The 18339-nt window shown below is 41.2% G+C and carries 15 protein-coding genes; 3 read left to right on the forward strand and 12 right to left on the reverse strand.

All coding sequences use genetic code 11. The annotated features are described in order from the left end of the window. Nucleotides 1-8: 8 nt before the first annotated feature. From sdhA to sdhC, 3 genes are read right to left on the reverse strand one after another with little or no spacing between them, the layout of a single operon-like run. Nucleotides 9-1790: a succinate dehydrogenase flavoprotein subunit gene (sdhA, locus tag JFU56_RS01005; RefSeq protein WP_019440039.1), complete on the reverse strand. Its 1782-nt coding sequence runs from the start codon at nt 1788-1790 to the stop codon at nt 9-11. Next, nucleotides 1791-2135, reverse strand: a complete 345-nt coding sequence (sdhD, locus tag JFU56_RS01010; protein ID WP_198435433.1) for a succinate dehydrogenase, hydrophobic membrane anchor protein — start codon at nt 2133-2135, stop codon at nt 1791-1793. It abuts the gene before it with no gap. Continuing rightward, nucleotides 2129-2515 carry a succinate dehydrogenase cytochrome b556 subunit gene (gene sdhC / locus JFU56_RS01015; protein WP_006034209.1) on the reverse strand — a complete coding sequence of 129 codons (387 nt, stop codon included), beginning with the start codon at nt 2513-2515 and terminating at the stop codon, nt 2129-2131. The genes sdhD and sdhC overlap by 7 nt, the downstream gene beginning before the upstream one ends. Before the next feature lie 383 nt (nt 2516-2898). On the opposite strand from sdhC, the gene JFU56_RS01020 reads away from it, so the two are divergent. Further along, a complete protein-coding gene (locus tag JFU56_RS01020; RefSeq protein WP_198435434.1) occupies nt 2899-4188 on the forward strand; it encodes a citrate synthase in 1290 nt (429 codons plus the stop codon). 226 nt (nt 4189-4414) lie between these two features. On the opposite strand, the gene JFU56_RS01025 is transcribed toward JFU56_RS01020, so the two are convergent. The 5 genes from JFU56_RS01025 to JFU56_RS01045 all read right to left on the reverse strand — a co-directional run bounded on the left by JFU56_RS01025 (nt 4415) and on the right by JFU56_RS01045 (nt 11944). Beyond that, nucleotides 4415-7855, reverse strand: a complete 3441-nt coding sequence (locus JFU56_RS01025) for a PAS domain-containing hybrid sensor histidine kinase/response regulator (protein WP_198435435.1) — start codon at nt 7853-7855, stop codon at nt 4415-4417. A gap of 203 nt (nt 7856-8058) precedes the next feature. Continuing rightward, nucleotides 8059-8496, reverse strand: a complete 438-nt coding sequence (locus JFU56_RS01030; protein ID WP_198435436.1) for a hypothetical protein — start codon at nt 8494-8496, stop codon at nt 8059-8061. A gap of 4 nt (nt 8497-8500) precedes the next feature. Then, a complete protein-coding gene (locus tag JFU56_RS01035; RefSeq protein WP_198435827.1) occupies nt 8501-9163 on the reverse strand; it encodes a response regulator transcription factor in 663 nt (220 codons plus the stop codon). A 117-nt stretch (nt 9164-9280) separates the two neighbouring features. After that, nucleotides 9281-9985 carry an exonuclease domain-containing protein gene (locus JFU56_RS01040; protein WP_198435437.1) on the reverse strand — a complete coding sequence of 235 codons (705 nt, stop codon included), beginning with the start codon at nt 9983-9985 and terminating at the stop codon, nt 9281-9283. 51 nt (nt 9986-10036) lie between these two features. Continuing rightward, the gene (locus JFU56_RS01045) at nt 10037-11944 is read right to left on the reverse strand and encodes a DUF294 nucleotidyltransferase-like domain-containing protein (RefSeq protein ID WP_198435828.1); all 1908 of its coding nucleotides are present in this window, start codon (nt 11942-11944) and stop codon (nt 10037-10039) included. A gap of 276 nt (nt 11945-12220) precedes the next feature. On the opposite strand from JFU56_RS01045, the gene JFU56_RS01050 reads away from it, so the two are divergent. Together JFU56_RS01050 and JFU56_RS01055 are read left to right on the forward strand one after the other, a co-directional pair. After that, a complete protein-coding gene (locus tag JFU56_RS01050; RefSeq protein ID WP_198435438.1) occupies nt 12221-12472 on the forward strand; it encodes a DUF4212 domain-containing protein in 252 nt (83 codons plus the stop codon). Beyond that, the gene (locus JFU56_RS01055; RefSeq protein WP_198435439.1) at nt 12473-14209 is read left to right on the forward strand and encodes a sodium:solute symporter family protein; all 1737 of its coding nucleotides are present in this window, start codon (nt 12473-12475) and stop codon (nt 14207-14209) included. A 211-nt stretch (nt 14210-14420) separates the two neighbouring features. Here JFU56_RS01055 and kdsB read toward each other — a convergent pair whose 3' ends face one another. Genes kdsB through msbA form a run of 4 tightly spaced genes read right to left on the reverse strand, consistent with a single transcriptional unit; the run spans nt 14421 to nt 18152 of the window. After that, the gene (gene kdsB / locus JFU56_RS01060) at nt 14421-15185 is read right to left on the reverse strand and encodes a 3-deoxy-manno-octulosonate cytidylyltransferase (RefSeq protein WP_198435440.1); all 765 of its coding nucleotides are present in this window, start codon (nt 15183-15185) and stop codon (nt 14421-14423) included. After that, a complete protein-coding gene (locus JFU56_RS01065; RefSeq protein WP_242065784.1) occupies nt 15182-15370 on the reverse strand; it encodes a Trm112 family protein in 189 nt (62 codons plus the stop codon). Before JFU56_RS01065 ends, kdsB begins: the two co-directional genes overlap by 4 nt. Beyond that, nucleotides 15354-16358, reverse strand: coding sequence for a tetraacyldisaccharide 4'-kinase (lpxK, locus tag JFU56_RS01070; RefSeq protein WP_198435441.1), 1005 nt, complete (start codon nt 16356-16358; stop codon nt 15354-15356). Before lpxK ends, JFU56_RS01065 begins: the two co-directional genes overlap by 17 nt. 51 nt (nt 16359-16409) lie before the next feature. Further along, complete coding sequence (gene msbA, locus JFU56_RS01075; RefSeq protein ID WP_242065785.1) at nt 16410-18152, reverse strand: lipid A export permease/ATP-binding protein MsbA; 1743 nt, start codon at nt 18150-18152, stop codon at nt 16410-16412. Nucleotides 18153-18339: the final 187 nt, after the last annotated feature.

Genomic DNA, 18339 nt, shown 5'->3' on the forward strand with positions numbered 1-18339 from the left:
CCTTTTGTTTAGTAAACGCGTGCTTTTGGCACGAAGTGTTTCAACTGTTCTTCAGTCAATAAATTAGGTGATAAGTTCACATCACGCGTAACCATTGTTTCTGATTCAGGTTGATACAGCGAGTGACATAACCAATTCGCATCATCACGATCTGGGTAATCAAAACGGCTGTGTGCACCACGGCTTTCTGTACGGAAGTTAGCAGCATGCGCTGTTGCATATGCAGTTTCCATCAAGTTATCCAACTCTAGACATTCAATACGTTGCGTATTAAATTCTGAAGATGTGTCATCTAGACGTGCATTTTGTAAACGTTTACGGATTGTACGTAACTGCTCAAGACCTTCAGCCATTGATTCACCTTCACGGAATACCGAGAAGTTAAGTTGCATACATTCTTGTAAATCTTTACGAATTTGAACCGGATCTTCACCGTCTTGGTTATTTTCCCAACGGTTCAGGCGTTCAAGAGACGCATCAACATTTGCATCAGTCGCTTCTTTAGGCTCGGGGATCTTATCCAGTTCAGTACCTAAATAGTTACCAGCAGCACGGCCAAAGACAACTAAATCAAGCAACGAGTTACCACCTAAGCGGTTTGCACCGTGTACAGATACGCAAGCGATTTCACCAACAGCAAATAAACCAGCAACAACTTCCATGTTGCCTTCTTCATTACGTGTTAGTACTTCACCATTCACATTCGCAGGTAAGCCACCCATCATATAATGACAAGTTGGGATCACTGGAATTGGTTCTTTCACTGGATCAACGTGGGCAAATGTACGAGATAATTCACAAATACCAGGTAGACGTGATTCAAGTACTTCTTCACCTAGGTGATCAAGTTTTAGTTTAATGTGTGGACCCCAAGGACCATCACACGCACGACCTTCACGGATTTCAGTCATCATTGAACGAGCAACAACGTCACGACCAGCAAGATCTTTTGCGTTTGGCGCATAGCGTTCCATGAAACGTTCGCCATCTTTATTTAGTAGGTAACCACCTTCACCACGACAACCTTCAGTTACAAGTACACCTGCACCTGCAATACCTGTCGGGTGGAACTGCCACATTTCCATATCTTGCACAGGAATGCCAGCTCGAATAGCCATACCAACACCGTCACCAGTATTAATGTGTGCATTCGTTGTAGAAGAATAGATACGACCTGCACCACCAGTTGCAAATACTGTCGCTTTCGTTTTGAAGTAGCAAATCTCACCACTTTCAATATCAATCGCAGTACAACCAGTAATAATACCTTCGTCATTTTTAACGAGGTCTAACGCATACCATTCAGAGAAAACTTTCGTTTCATTCTTTACATTTTGTTGATAAAGAAGGTGCAGTAATGCATGACCAGTACGATCGGCTGCAGCTGCAGTACGAGCCGCCTGTGCGCCACCGTATGCAAGAGACTGGCCACCAAACGGACGTTGGTAAATAGTGCCGTTTTCAAAACGTGAGAATGGTAAACCCATATGCTCAAGTTCTAAAATAGCTTCAGGACCTGTCTTACACATAAACTCGATAGCGTCTTGGTCACCGATATAATCAGAGCCTTTAACAGTATCGTACATGTGCCATGTCCAATCATCTTCATGTGAATTACCTAAAGCAACGGTAATACCACCTTGAGCAGATACGGTATGTGAACGAGTTGGAAAAACTTTAGATAAAAGTGCACAACTTTTACCTGACTTAGATATTGATAGCGCAGCACGCATACCAGCACCACCGGCGCCAATAACTACTGCATCAAATTCGCGAACTGGAATACTCACTTATAACCCCCAAAGAACAACAAAACCAACAAGCGCATAAATAAATGCAGTGGTTGTTAGAACAAACTGTAATGCACCACGTAAACCAGTTGGTTTAACATAGTCAGTTAATACCTGCCATACACCAATCCACGCATGGATGACGATAGCAATAAGGGTAAGAAGGGTGAATACTTTATTGCCAGTGCTTGCAAAAAAATCAGTCCATACTTGATAAGTAAGATCATTAAATGCAACGAAACCAACAAAATAAAATGTATAAAGTGCCATAATGATGGCTGTCGCACGGATCATGATAAAATCATGCGTACCACTACGGCCATAACTTGCTGCGTTAGTTACCATACCATTATCCCCGCTAGGATTGATAAAACAACGGTTGCAACAAAAGATACTTTCGCACTTAATGCACCCGATTCAAGCTCTTCAAAGTAACCCATGTCCATCAATAAATGACGGATGCCGCCAGCAATATGATATGCCAATGCAGTTAGGATTCCCCAAAGAATGAATGTACCAAAGAAACCAGACACAATTTCTTGTGCATTTTGGAAACCTTGTTCAGAAGATAATGATTCTGCTAGTAACCATAACAGGATACCCACAGCAAACAGCATTATTACACCAGAAATACGGTGTAGTATCGATGCGATTGCTGTGATTGGCATGTCTATAGTCTGCAGATCTAAATTTACAGGTCTTTGCTTTTTCACGATATCGCTCACTCAGCTCCATTGAGCATTGTTATTATTATGATGCGGATCACAGAATTGTATTATTTTAATAACAAATTCCTTTCAAATGAAAGCCCTTGTTTATTTCTTGTTCAAAATACAAATAAAACAATAATTATAAGTACTTAGACTACATGAACTTAATTAAAACAAGGACTCTTGATCCGTGTGTAAGTATACCTATATCACAATTTATTTACAATTATAAAAGGTCATCACGCAACATTTACGTCAGAATTGAAACATAGGTTAACCTTTTAGTGTTTTTTCTTTGATTATTCTGTAACAAAATTGACATTAGTAATTAATAGAGGTAGCTTTAAGCTCGAATTTCATGAAGAAATCTAATTATAAATAAGCAAAGGAGACGTGCTATGGCTAATCAAAAGGCCACGTTAAACCTACCCGGCCAAGAGCCAGTTGAATTTCCAATTTTATCTGGTACAGCTGGTCACGATGTTATCGACATTCGTACCCTAGGTAGTAAAGGATATTTCACCCATGATCCAGGTTTTATGGCAACGTCATCGTGTGAGTCAAAAATTACTTATATTGATGGTGTAGAAGGTATCCTACTACATCGCGGTTACGCTATTGATGATTTAGCATTTAATGCGGATTATTTAGAAGTTTGTTATATTATTCTTTATGGTGATGCACCGACTAAAGAACAATATGAAGCCTTCAAAGCAACAGTACATAAACATACTATGGTGCACGAGCAATTCGCATCATTCTTCAAAGGTTTCCGTCGTGATTCACACCCGATGTCGATTCTTTGTGGTGTATCTGGCGCACTTGCAGCGTTCTATCACGATTCATTAGACGTTACTAATCAACGTCACCGTGAAATCTCAGCATTCCGTTTGTTATCTAAAATGCCGACTATTGCTGCAATGTGTTACAAGTATTCAATTGGTCAGCCTTTTGTATACCCAGACAATAGCCTTTCATATGCTGGTAACTTCCTTAAAATGATGTTCTCAGTACCTTGTGAAGAGTATGTGGTTAACCCTGTTGTTGAAACAGCGATGGATCGTATCTTTACGTTACATGCTGACCATGAACAAAATGCATCGACCTCTACAGTTCGACTTGCCGGTTCATCAGGTGCTAACCCATTTGCATGTATCGCGGCTGGTATTGCATCACTTTGGGGACCTGCTCACGGTGGTGCAAACGAAGCTTGTCTAAACATGCTCGAAGAGATCGGCAGTGTTGATCGCATTCCTGAGTTCATCGCACGTGCGAAAGACAAAGATGACCCGTTCCGTCTAATGGGCTTTGGCCATCGTGTTTATAAAAACAAAGATCCTCGTGCAACAGTAATGCGTAAGAGCTGTCACGAAGTACTAAGTGAACTAAACATTGATGATCCACTATTAGATGTAGCAATGGAACTTGAGCGTATTGCGCTTGAAGACCCTTACTTCATCGAGAAGAAACTATATCCAAATGTAGATTTCTACTCAGGTATCACGTTACGTGCAATTGGTATCCCAGTTTCTATGTTCACGGTTATTTTTGCATTAGGCCGTACCGTAGGTTGGATTGCACATTGGAACGAAATGTTAAGTCAACCTGGACAGAAAATTGGTCGTCCTCGTCAGTTATACACTGGTGAAGCACACCGTCCATTTGAGTCACTCGCTGACCGCGACTAATACAAACGTTACCGTTAAAAGACTATAGTAAAAGGCCTCTGGATTTATTCAGAGGCCTTTTTTATTGCTGTGCTATACAAGGATTAGGCCTGCAACATAAACGACTCTCGCCAAGGTAATCTCATCGGTATACTTATCAGCTAATACCCTATTCTTCCTAGCTTTATTCAGAGCTAGCGATAATCTAATCATAAATTATCGCTACAATTTAATAGTGCATCAGAGATTAACGTATAAACTGTGTTTGTAATGTTTCGGTTAATTGTGCACTCATCATCGCTCTCAGCGCAGCTGGCTTAACAAGCTTACGTAATAAGCCAACTTTAGCAACAGCAGCCTTATCAGCAATACCGGGCTCAGTTGTAGCCGTAATTAAGATTGCAGGTGTAGTTGGGTTAATCTCTCTTAATTCGGAGATTAAAGTCAGTCCATCTTCACCATTGTCTAATTGATAATCCACTAATAAAATATCGAAATCACATTGCTTAAATAGCGCCTTAGCACTGGCAATGGAGTTCGCACCATAAACTTCACAATCCCAGCTACTCATTAGCTCTAACATACCTTCCAAAATAGCAGGGTTATTATCGATACACAGTACTGCTGTGCCAGTCAGATCTGTTGGTGCAAGCATCGGTGCTATGTGATCTTGCTGTAATGCCGTCGCTTCACTCAATTGTAAACTGAAGCGGCAACCTCTACCGGCGATGGAATCAAGTCGTAACTGATGCTGTAGTAATATCGATAGACTGTTACAGATGCTAAGTCCTAGCCCTAGCCCATCATTCGAACCATTATTGTCCTCTAACTGGCTGAACTGTTCGAACACTCTAGCTTGGTCGTTAACTGCAATACCGGGTCCATTGTCTAATAACTGGATACTTAACTGACCACTTCTTCGACGACAACCGAGCAATACTCGTCCAGGACTCGCATAGCGAAAGGCATTACCAATTAGATTTTGTAAAATACGACGTAACAGATGTTTATCGGTATTAACCCAATGTTTGGTCGGCATAATCGTAAAAATCACACCATGTTGCTTTGCTGCCGCTGAAAACTCCTTAGCAAGCTGGCTAAATAAATCATTCAAAGCAAACGTTTCAATATGCGGTTTAATACTACCGCTCTCAATTCGAGCTACTTCCGCTAAATTAACAATCATCTCGTTGGCGACTTTTAACGATAGGTCAATACTACTGACCTGACGTTGCTGGTTTTCATTTAACGTTGATTGACTCGCTAATGCAGACGTGAACAAACGTGCCGCTTCAAGTGGTTGTAGCAAGTCGTGACTACAAACTTGGAGGTAATGGCTTTTCTTACTCAAGGCTTCATCAGCAACAATCCTTGCCTTAGCTAGCTCTTTATTGGCTTTTTCTAGCTTTTTAGTTCGCTCTGCTACCCGTGTTTCTAGATCTTGATTGGCTTCTTTTAATACCTGCTCTGCTTGTCTAAATGCAGTAATATCAGAAAAAACCATTAAGAAGCCGCCATCGGGTAATGGGTTTCCTTCAATTCGAATGACCTTCCCGTCTTCACGTAAACGTTCAGAGTTATGTGATTTTCTTAAGCGCAGAAAATCGAGTCGTTTCTTTACGTGTGCTTCAATATCCCCCCAACCACATAAACCACGCTCAGCATTGAAGCGTATGAGTGACTCAACTGGACAGCCCACGCTAAGAATATCATCAGGATAATTAAATAACTCCGCGTACTGGTTATTCCAAGCGACTAACTCGAGTTCATCATTAACGATCGAGATCCCATCTCTGGTATTTTCTATCGCGCTTTTTAGCAAATTCTGGCTAAATTCCTGTCGATGACTTGATGCATTTCCCACTAAAGTGGCCAGTTCATCTAACGCAAAATCATGCCCATCTAACGCCGAGTTGAGTACCAAACGTGCAGATGACGATCCCATCACACTGGATAAAACTTTCTCGGCATGCTCAAGTGCATAGTCAGATTTTTCCTTGGCGGTATAACCTAACGTAATCGCGACCTGTTCAAAAGCTTGAAAACTTTTAGAGGCTTTGTCATCGCCCACAAACTGCGCAGTCAGTAACAATAATTCATCTACTGATATGGCTTGCCTTTTTGACTTGGCTTTACGCTTACTTTCAACTAATGAGGGTGGTAACTGCCGTTTTAAGAACAAGGCTCCTTGGATCCGTTCTTGTATACTGGTTCTCGTCACTAACGATATAAGGATCATCGTGACAATATTAACCGTCAAACAAAATAAATTTATCGCGGTTGAACTGGTAAGCAAAGTGTCTTGTAGCGGTCCTTGATAGAGACCTAACTGCGGTAAAAAATTAAGTATAGTCCACAATGAAAAGCCCAAACTGATGCCAGTAAACACCCCTTTCAATGTTGCTCGTCGCCAATAAAAAGCCGCAACTAAAGCAGGTGTAAGTTGCGCTAATGCACCTAATGCCGTAGCCCCTAAGCTAGCCAAAGCCGTCGGAGGTATGAACAAAAACACCAGATAACTCAGGAAAATAACAAATAATACTAGCACCTTACGAATGCTAAGCAGCTTTAATCTAAACGCTTTGTACTGGGTGGGATGTTTATTTTTTTTGAACAAAAATGGGAACACAATTTCATTACTGAGCATGGTACTCAAGGCAATTGTAGATACGATCACCATAGAACTAGCCGCTGAAATAGCCCCTAAGAATGCAAACAAAGTTAACCACGTTTGATCTTGATACCAAGGTAACACCAACACATACATATCTGCAGGTACGCTATTACCAAGCAGTAAGTAACCCGCTAGCCCCAGTGGCGCAGAAAAAAATGCAAAGACCAGCAAATATAATGGGAATACACGGCGACTCAGCCAAGCATCTTGTTCATCACGCAGTTCAACAATCATGACGTGAAATTGCCTTGGTAATACAAAGAAAGCAGCCATCACGATAATAATCATGCCAAACATGGCACTTAAATCGGGGAATTGTAATGCACTTTCTAAGTCCGCGTTCGCGCTGGCTTTCTGCCAAATATCCTGTGGCGAATCAAAGACAACATAACAAATGAAAATGCCGACACTGGCAAAAGCAATGATTTTAACTAACGCTTCAAACGCGATGGCCAGCATGATACCCGGATGACGTTCTGTGACATCAATATTGCGAATACCAAATAAAATGCTAAAGCCAGCCAATACAAAACTGGTCACTAAGCCCAGCTGCCATGGCATAAAATCTTGTTGGATTTGTAATTGTTGGAAAGAATACACAATCGCTTTAATTTGTAAGGCGATATAAGGCATAGTCCCAAGCAACGAAACAATCGTGACCAAAATAGCTAATGCATGGGACTTACCAAAACGAGCGGCGAGCAAATCGGCGATAGAGGTTAAATTGAAGTTAATACTGGTTTGAATAATACGCTGTAAAAACGGCCATGCGAAAACAAGCAATAAGATAGGACCTAAATAAATAGGTAAATATGAATACACATTAGTAGCAGCCTGCCCTGTCGTGCCAAGAAAACTCCACGAAGTACAATAAACAGACACGGCAAATGCATATATTAATGCTTGCCGTTTTCCTTGGATCAGATGCCGGTATTTGTCACCTAAATAAGCAATCAAAAATAACAACGCGATATAAAAAAAACTTAATAGCATCAACTGCCAATTTTCAAACATACCAGAACCTACTAACAACTATTGAAATACGACTAACGTCGAATGAGTGACTATTCTGCTAATCCACTATTAGGACGTCACAGGGGGAGCCATTCAATAACGATAATATCAATAACCAAGCTACTTAAAGATCGACAAACGACGCCGTAAAGGAAGGAATTAGAAAAATAGCTTGGTAAAGACTATGCAACATAGCAGCAAAACTACAGCAAGGTTTCAAACTCACTAATGTAATTACCACCTTTAATGGATGCGATTAACCTTAGTTTATAGCTCGCTGTATTATTGCTCCTAGCCAACTCTCGCAGGGGTGTTTGTGCTTGCCAGTAATAATTACTTTGTACTTGAGTCAAAGGGTATGCTGTCGCATTGTCATTGCTATCAACCAAAAATAACACCGCCTCATCGAGTGGAAAAGTAGAGTTGATAATCGTTGAACCAGCTTTGTCAAATACGTTAACTTTAAAGTCTCCGCTTATCAATACGCATTCACCTGCCAATACCGCACAAGAAAATTCAGGTACTAATGTGATCAACTTCGTTTCATCTGCATCATACTCTATAAAATAATCCGATGCGACATAGCCGAGTACGGCTAACAATGGCGCGACTAGTACCGCCACTTTAGTGTGCTTATTCATCAATTTAATCCTTTAAATTTTCGCTGTAATCGGCGACATCAAGTTGCCCCAACATCATTGCAGCTTGTGTTCTGTTACGTACATTCAACTTACGAAAAATAGCACTGGCATGGGCTTTAACCGTCGCTTCTGCAACACAAAGCTTGTCACCAATTTGCTTATTGAGCAGACCTTCAGAAAACATCATTAAAATACGATATTCTTGCACCGTTAACTTAGCTATAGCTTCGTCCGCAACATTGCTCACTTCTTCTTGTACTTTTTCAAACGTCCCCGGAACCCATAACTGTCCAGACAGTACCTGAGTAATGGCGGTTATGATTGTTGGTACCGATTCTGATTTAGGTACAAAACCGGATGCACCGTGCTGCATCGCTTTAACAATGATCGTTTCATCACTGTAGGCAGAGATAACCACTACCGGAATATCTGGATATTGCTTGCGAATACGGATCAGGTGATCAAAGCCATGCGCTCCAGGAATATTAAGGTCTAATAATAAAAGATCAGCATCGGCGTTTTGAACTAAACATTCACTGATAGTTTCAACCGTTTCAGCCTCGAGCCACTGTGTGGTATTAAATTGTTCTTTTAAGGCGATCAACAATGCTTGGCGAAAAAGGGGGTGATCATCAGCTATGATGATTTTTTCAGGCATTACGTGCATACTCATCCATGTATCACTACAAATAATTAACCTCCACTATACATGACAGCGTGTTACCAAACTGTGACCAAGTTAACTTGCTGCGCTCGCAGTATTCGACTTAACTCATCCAACTCACTAACTGAAAGCACTTGTGATCAAAGACTTAAGCTTAGTGTTCCCCTTCAATTCTGAATGCTGTACTTTAGCCATAAACAATTCTGCCGTGGCGATGGCATCATTCAAGGCATTATGTGCGGAATAATGCGGTAATCCATACTCACTGCGTAAATTAGTCAAATGTAACGTCGATGGCGCATAAGCTTGACTGTACCTGTCGTGGCGTTTTTTCGCTAACGCTAATGTATCAATAATAGGAAATATTGGTGCCATGCCATAAAGCTTAATGCATGCTTGTTCGAGAAAGTTTTTTTCAATCTGAGCGTAATGCACCAACATTGTTTTTCCTGCCAATGCCGTTAATAAGTCTTCGACTACGCTTGCTAATGGTCGGCCGCTGGCTTTTTCTTGATCTGTAATGGTATGGATCGTAACATTGTCACCTTCCAGTTCGCAGTGAGCTGCAACAATTTGATGATAACAACTATCTAGCCTAATCTGGCTATCCGCTAACGCAACGTACCCTATGCTTAAGATATTATCTTGTTTCGCATTCAAGCCTGTTGTTTCAAAATCAACGGCTAAAATATCACTGGCCATGATAGGCAATTCAAGATCGATAATGGGTACACTTAAGTATTGTTTTAACGCCCCTTCAGGTGCCTTCGCCAGCAAGCGTTTACGTTGTGTTTCTAAACTAAAAAACGATTGTATTAGGTTCATAATATGTCCTTACTAGATTTACCTACATCTACGGCAACGACCCGCTAACGTCTATACCATCTGACGATAACTTTGCATGGCTTTAATGACTTTAAATGCATCTTTTAAGTGTTCACGTTCCAATCGAGATATCTCTTTTGGTAGCAAGTAGCTATCCGCCTCTTCGCCATTAGCTAATTGTTTGGCTTGATGTTCAGCGCGTAACATCCCTAGCAGCTCAAATGCATCAATCAAATTAGCCGATTCAGTACGACTCAATGATGGCGTCCCAGCCGCGAGCCTTAAACGCATGATGGTATTTACATCTTCAATTCCTTCAGCAAGTGCATAAATACGCGCAAGGTTAATAATCGGCGCTAAACCATTATGCTTAAGATCCAAGCCTTTTTTATTCTTGCCATCATGGATCAGCACAAAGTCACGGAAAAATCCCAGTGGTGGTTTCTGCAATAATGCATTGCGCGATAAATGAGCTTGAAATAACGTGTTTTGTTGGGTCTGCTTTAGCATTTTACGACGAACGTCTTGTAACAACTGAATGTCGCCATGCACAGTTGCCAAATCAAAAAATACGCTGCTATTGAGTAATGCTTGCGGATCAGGTTTTATTACCCAATCAGTGAAATAGCCTTGCCATACCCGCTTTTTCTGCCGCCACTGAGGGTTAGTCGCCATGATATTACCTGGGCAATAAATATAACCACAGGCCGCTAAACCATCACAAACAAAATGTGCAAATGCCTCAAACCATAATTCTTGCTGTGGTGTCGCACTGTCGTCAATAATCAGTGCATTATCCTGGTCTGAATAAACTAACTGCTCTTGTCTTGCTTGTGAACCTGCACATAGCCATGCATAACCAACTGGCGCGTTACCTAGTTTTAATTCAGCTAATTCAATTAACCTTATGGTAAAAGCCATCGTCAGTGCACTGATATTTTTACCTAAATAATCAGCACTCGCGCCTAGTTTAGCCATACTCACTTGGAGTTTAGGTAACATCAAGCTCAATTCAACCAAGGCTTCGACAGAACTGGCTTTATGGATCACAGAACTTAAATTAACCGCATGATGTCCCTCTTGATTCATTAAATCCGTCGCAGTCAACATACCAATCAGATACCCATGCTTAGTCACGGGGAGATGGTGTATACGCTTACTGATCATTAGCGCTAACGCGTCATGACCACAAAGATTAATGTCAATTGTCGCCATGTTCGCGGTCATAATATCTTTCACTGCTTGCTGAGTATTTAACCCTTCAGCGACACAGCGTCGCCGAATATCCTTATCCGTAACAATACCAACTGGCTGTTTATCAGTCATGATAACAAGGCAGGATACGCCTTTTTCAGTCATATATTGAGCCGCATCTTGAATACTAGCCTGTGTGGTTATCGTAATAGCAGGGCTATTGTAATAATCAGTTATGGGCGCATTCGTTAAACTAGAGGCGATTAATGCCGATTCAGTTATCGCACCCATGGTGTTTTGTAATCGCTGCTGCGCAGTCTGCAACAAAAACTGTAACGCCTTGGGGTGTTCACTAAGTAGCACGTTCAATTCATTAAAATCAATTGCATATAGCAAACAGTCTTCTTCAGCACGTAGACTTATCGGTACTTGTTCGCGAATAGGGACATATTTTTCATTACTGTTCTCCTTATTACATTTCTCATTATATAAGTCAGTACATAAGACACTGCACAAATCACCTTCTGAAAATTTACCCTGTAATTCGCCCTCCTTGTCGTAATAAGCAAGTACACCCTTTTTAACGATGTACAGTAATGCCTGCTTATCTTGATACTCGTTCTTATAATCATTGAGCAAGGTTTCATTACGGTAATAACCGATTGAGGTACGTTTCGCAATAAGGTGGCAATCTTCAACATTTAACAAATTAAAGGGCGGGATAACTTTAATAAAATCAACAATATCATTTAGCGTTGCATTCATATGCTTATTCTCGCCTCTTAATCTCTGCATCTATAAATGCAATTACAATTAATGTGTACGTTAAGTTTTAACCCTATACCTCTAAATCGTCAACATCCTAAAATAATATATAGACGAAAGTTGTATAGGGTTATTTTTTAAAGGTTGCTAAATTTACAACATGCTAGTGCGAACGCTGACGATTTGTCATTCAAGTTAAGGACAACTGATTCAAGTGATCGATAACTATCTAATTTTACTTATTAAGATTTAATCGTTTTTTTTGGGAGAAAGGATATGGAACAAGAAAACGCCTATTGGCAATCCAATATACGACTGATATTAACCTGTTTAGTAATTTGGTTTGTTGTGTCATTTGGCTGCGGCATTTTATTCGTCGAGCAATTGAATGAATTCCGTCTCGGTGGATACAAGCTTGGTTTCTGGTTCGCACAACAAGGTTCTATTTATACCTTCGTTGGTTTAGTTTTTTGGTATGCCGTACAGATGAATAAACTGGACAAAAAACATAATGTTGAGGAAGAATAAATGAGCGAATTAAAACTCTATACCTATATCGCCGTATTTGGTTCATTTGCCATTTATTTTGCCATTGCTTGGTTTGCCCGCGCTAAAACAACCAGTGATTTCTATGCTGCCGGTGGTGGTATTACGCCATTACAAAATGGTATGGCGATCGGCGCCGATTGGATGAGTGCAGCGTCATTCTTATCAATGGCAGGCCTTATCGCCTTCCTCGGTTATGGTGGTTCAGTCTTCTTAATGGGTTGGACTGGTGGTTTTGTACTACTTGCAACCTTGCTTGCTCCCTATATGCGTAAACACGGTAAGTTTACCGTCCCTGAGTTCATTGCCGATCGTTATGACTCCAAAACGGCTCGTGTTGTTGCGATTGTCTGTTTAATTGTAGCGTCAGTAACTTATATTATTGGCCAAATGAAAGGTGTGGGTGTTGCTTTCTCACGCTTCTTAGAAGTTGACTACGATCTAGGTTTAGGCATAGGTATGGTTGTGGTATGGGTTTATGCCGTACTTGGTGGTATGAAAGGCATTACTTACACGCAAATTGCGCAATATTGTGTACTTATCTTTGCTTATACTATTCCTGCGGTATTTATTTCATTACAACTAACAGGTAATCCAATCCCACAACTTGGTTTGGGTAGTACCCTTGCTGATGGTAGCGGTGTTTACCTCCTTGATAAAATCGATATGGTTGTTACCGACCTTGGATTTAAACAATATACCACTGACAATATGGGCGGCACGTTAAACATGTTTGCTTACACCATGTCACTGATGATTGGTACAGCCGGCCTACCCCATGTAATTATGCGCTTCTTTACGGTTCCAACAGTGAAAGATGCACGTGCTTCAGCTGGTTATGCATTAGTATTCATCGCGTTACTTTATACTGTCGCGCCAGCGGTAGGTGCTATGGCACGCTTCAATCTAATGAACACGATTGAGCCAACAGCAGGTCAACCACTTGAATATGAAAAACGCCCACAATGGTTTAAAGATTGGGAAAAAACCGGTTTATTGAAATTTGAAGATAAAAATGGCGATGGTAAAATCCAATATGTTGCTGACCCAGTCAAAAATGAAATGGTTAAAGTTGACCGCGACATTATGGTTCTAGCGAACCCTGCAATTGCAAATTTACCAAACTGGGTGATTGCACTGGTTGCTGCGGGTGGCTTAGCGGCTGCACTATCAACAGCAGCAGGTTTGTTATTGGCGATTTCATCAGCGATATCACACGATTTAATGAAAGGTATAATAACACCTAATATGTCAGAGAAGTCGGAACTTAAACTCAGTCGAATAGTAATGACGATTGCCGTTATTGTCGCTGGCTACCTCGGGCTTAACCCGCCTGGATTTGCCGCGGGAACAGTTGCCCTCGCCTTTGGCTTAGCAGGTTCGTCATTATTCCCAGCACTAATGATGGGTATCTTTTCGAAGAAAATTAATGGTCGTGCCGCGGTAGCAGGTATGTGTTCAGGTTTAGGTATCACAATGCTGTATGTATTCCAACATAAAGGCATTATGTTTATCCCTGGTACATCATTCCTCGGTGGTATGGAAGAAAACTGGTTCCTTGGTATTTCACCAAATGCATTTGGTGTGGTTGGTGCGATAGTTAACTTCTCAGTTGCTTTCATCGTCACTAAAGTAACAGGTGATGCACCATTACATATTCAACAGCTGGTTGATAATCTGCGTTTTCCTCGTGGTGCAGGTGCAGCTGCCGACCATTAGTAAACCGCTATAGTGCGATTGAAATAACCCAATCGCGCTATTCATACAGTAAGTTAGATAATAAAAATGCCGTTCATCAATTGATGAACGGCATTTTTGTATTTACAATTTATCCACTTATGGCTGCGCTGTATTAAACGTTTATATAAAAAGACTATATATTAGCGAGCTAAAGTCTGCATAAACTTGCGTAAATCTGTATTAACGATTACTAACAGCATTGTGCACTGACAATATTGCGAACAACAACCAAATCTTCAGGTGTATCAACACCAGCAGCAGGAGCTTCAAGCGCTTCTTCAACATGAATTTTCTCACCATGCCAAAGTACACGCAGTTGTTCTAATGATTCAATTTGTTCAAGTTCAGTTTCTTGCCACTGAACATAATCACGAATAAAACCAGCACGGTATGCATAAATGCCAATATGACGTTGGTAAACAGGTTTAATCTCAGTCACAGGCGCATGCATAAAGTTATCACGATGATATGGGATCGGTGCACGGCTAAAATACAAAGCATAGCCCTGTTTATCCGTCACAACTTTAACCGCATTCGGGTTAAATACTTCTTCCACATCGGTAATAGCAACAGATAGTGTCGCCATACGTGCTTCACTTTGTTTACCTAGATTTTTAGCAACTTGCTCAATAATACGCGGTGGAATTAATGGCTCGTCACCTTGCACATTCACGATGATATCATCATCATTAAAACCAAGCTTACTGCATACTTCAGCTAAACGTTCTGTACCCGAATTATGGTCAGGAGAAGTCATACACACTTCATAACCTAATCCGGTAACAGCCTGCTCAATACGCACATCATCGGTAGCAATAACAACGCGTGACGCACCGCTTTGCAATGCTTGCTCAGCAACACGCTGGATCATTGTCTTACCACAAATATCAACTAACGGTTTGCCGGGTAAACGGCTTGACTGATAGCGCGATGGGATAATAACAATAAAACTCATTTTGCTAATTCTTCAGACGTTAACTGACGAGCTTTAACTTGCAGTAATACTGGAATACCTTCAGTAATAGGATAAGCAAGACGGTCTGCATTACAAATAAGTTCATTATTGCTTTTGTCAAAATGTAATTTACCTTTACAAACAGGGCAAGCAATAATTTCAAGTAAGTTATGATCCAAAGTCATGGTTTAATTCCTTTAATTTTAATAATAACTGCGGTAAAAAATCGCCATCTAAACTTGCGTTTACCGGTAAATAATACCAATTATCCTGAGCGAAAGACTGACACTTAACGGCATCTTTTTCAGTCATGATAACGGTGCGCCCCGCTGCGAACTGAGCAATATCAGCAGCAGTGAAAGCATGATGATCGGGAAATGAAAGATGATCTTCAATAACATAATCGTGTTTTTCTAAAGTGTTATAAAAACGCTGTGGATTACCAATGCCAGCAATAGCAACATTAGCAACCTCTGTACCGGAACCAACACCTGTTTCTGCAGCTTCATTATTGCTTACTTTACGTAGCGGAGCTGCAACCAAACGCATGTTCGCCTCGCCAGCTAAACCGTTACCGCCATTACAAATAACAAAGTCCGCCGTTTTTAGACGCCAAGCACCTTCGCGTAAAGGCCCCATCGGTAATAAGTGACCATTACCAAGACGGCGTTTACCATCGATAACAATCAATTCAATATCACGTTGCATCGCATAATGCTGTAAACCGTCATCAGTGATAATCACGTCTACATCAAAGTGAGCTAACAAATGCGCAGCTGCGGCTGTACGCACAGGACTAATAACAAGTGGGCATTGCGTGCGTTTATGTAACATAAACGGTTCGTCGCCGCTGTATGCGACAGGCGAATCGTTATTAACAATATAGGGATATTGTGGTGCTTTCGAGCCATAACCGCGGCTGATAATCCCCGGTTTGTAACCCGCTGCGATGAGCTGTTCACATAAATAAACGACCAGGGGTGTTTTACCTGTGCCACCCACCGTAATGTTACCCACAACTATAGTTGGTACAGCAGGTTTAACACTGGCTTTAATACCCAGATCAAATAACTTACGGCGACTGCATGTAATGGCAGCAAACGTCACACTTAGTGGCGCCAGTAACCACTTTGACCAGTGGTTACCATACCAAATATCCTCTTCAATTTTCACACTAGCTCCTGTTATTCACACTCGTTCCTATGTTTCACACCTAACGCGCGCTTAGCCGCCAAGTTGTAAACGGTGTAACTGGGCGTAATGTTCACCTTTTGCAAGGAGTTCGGTGTGCGAGCCACTTTCAATGATAGAACCCGCTTCAAGCACTAAGATACGGTCGGCAGCTTCAATCGTCGTTAAACGATGGGCTATCACTAATGAGGTTCTGTCTTTTTGTAGTGTTTCAAGCGCTTGCTGAACCTTTTTCTCAGATTCTGCGTCCAGCGCCGATGTTGCTTCATCAAGAATCAGAATAGGAGCATCTTGTAATAACGCGCGCGCAATAGCGATACGTTGACGTTGACCGCCCGAGAGCATTGCGCCGTTCTCACCAACCATCGTATCAAAGCCATTTTCAAAGCCTTCGATAAACTCTAATGCATTAGCTTTTGTTGCGGCTTCAATAATCTCTTCGCGCGTCACTTCATTAATACGACCATAAGCGATATTCGCAGCTACCGAGTCATTAAATAAATGCACATTTTGCGATACTAAGGCAATTTGGTTACGTAACGATTTCAATTCATAATCATGAAGAGATCTATCATCAATACTAATCTCGCCCTTTTCTATTTCATAAAAACGCGTAATCAAACTAGCCAATGTTGATTTACCACTGCCAGAACGGCCAACAAGCGCAATCATCTCACCCGGCTGTGCGGTAAAATTCATATTCTCTATCAAACGTGCACTCGCTGTTGGATACGTGAAATCAACATTCGAGAAAGTGATTTTACCCGCAACACGTTCCGGTACATACGTACCCGTATTTTTCTCGGTTTGCAGATCCAGAATATCAAATAAGCTATTACACGCTGCAATTGCTTTTTGGATTTCAGAGTTCACGTTCGTGATGTCACGTAATGGACGTAATAATGCCATCATAGAACCAACAATCGCAACAAATTTACCAGGGGTAAGCTCCGCTCGAATAGAATCAAAAGAGGCAAGATATAACACCACACCAAGTGCGAACGATGCAACAATTTGTACTAACGCATTACTCGCGGCACTCGTTGTCGCCATTTTCATTTGTTGTTGGCGGATATGATTACTCACAGAACCAAAACGTTCACGCTCTGTTTCATGCCCTGCAGACATTAATACGTCTTTATGACCATGTAACATTTGTTGCGCTGTTGATGACACATTACCCATCGCTTGTTGTAAGCGTCGACTGATCACACGAAAACGACGACTCACAGAGCCAATAATGATACCAACTAATGGGGCAATAAATAATAGCACCAGAGATAACTGCCAGCTCTGATAAAACATCCAAATAAGCAAACCAAGAATGAACGCACCACTACGGAACACATTCACGATGGTTTTAGATGCAGCACCTGAAACTTGAGTGGAGTCATAAATGATTTTTGATACTAGTTCACCTGATGGGGTTTTATCAAAAAAGCTCACCGGTAAATGCATCAGATGATCGAATAATTGACGTTGTAAACGCATGACGACTGTATTACCGGCTTTTGCCATGCAATAACTTGAACCAAACGAGGCTAAACCACGTAAAGTCACCATGCCGACGACAAACAATGGCATCCATTTCAAGAATGCGGACGTTTCAGCGTTAAAGCCATCATCGACAATCGGCTGGAGAATATTAAGTAACGTTGCATCGACAATACCGTAACCGAGCATAGCCAGAACGCCAAGGCCTAAAGTAGTTTTTAAGTCGAGAACATATATAGAAAATCGCTTGACCGTCTGCCAAGCTGTACGCTGTTGATCCATGAAAACTGTCTTGTTATTGAGATAGGGGTTCATTTTAAACCTAGGTTAGCCAAAACACCAAACTTTCCAAGCTTAGAAGCTCATAATAACTGTTTTTTAACCATATTAACGTAAAAGGGCTGTTCCAAATGGACCAACCCTTTAAACGATTCTGCATTAACCGCTTTGGTTAATAACCCTAACCAGC

The sequence above is a fragment of the Moritella sp. F3 genome (genome assembly GCF_015082335.1).
In the GTDB taxonomy this organism is placed as follows: Bacteria; Pseudomonadota; Gammaproteobacteria; order Enterobacterales; family Moritellaceae; genus Moritella.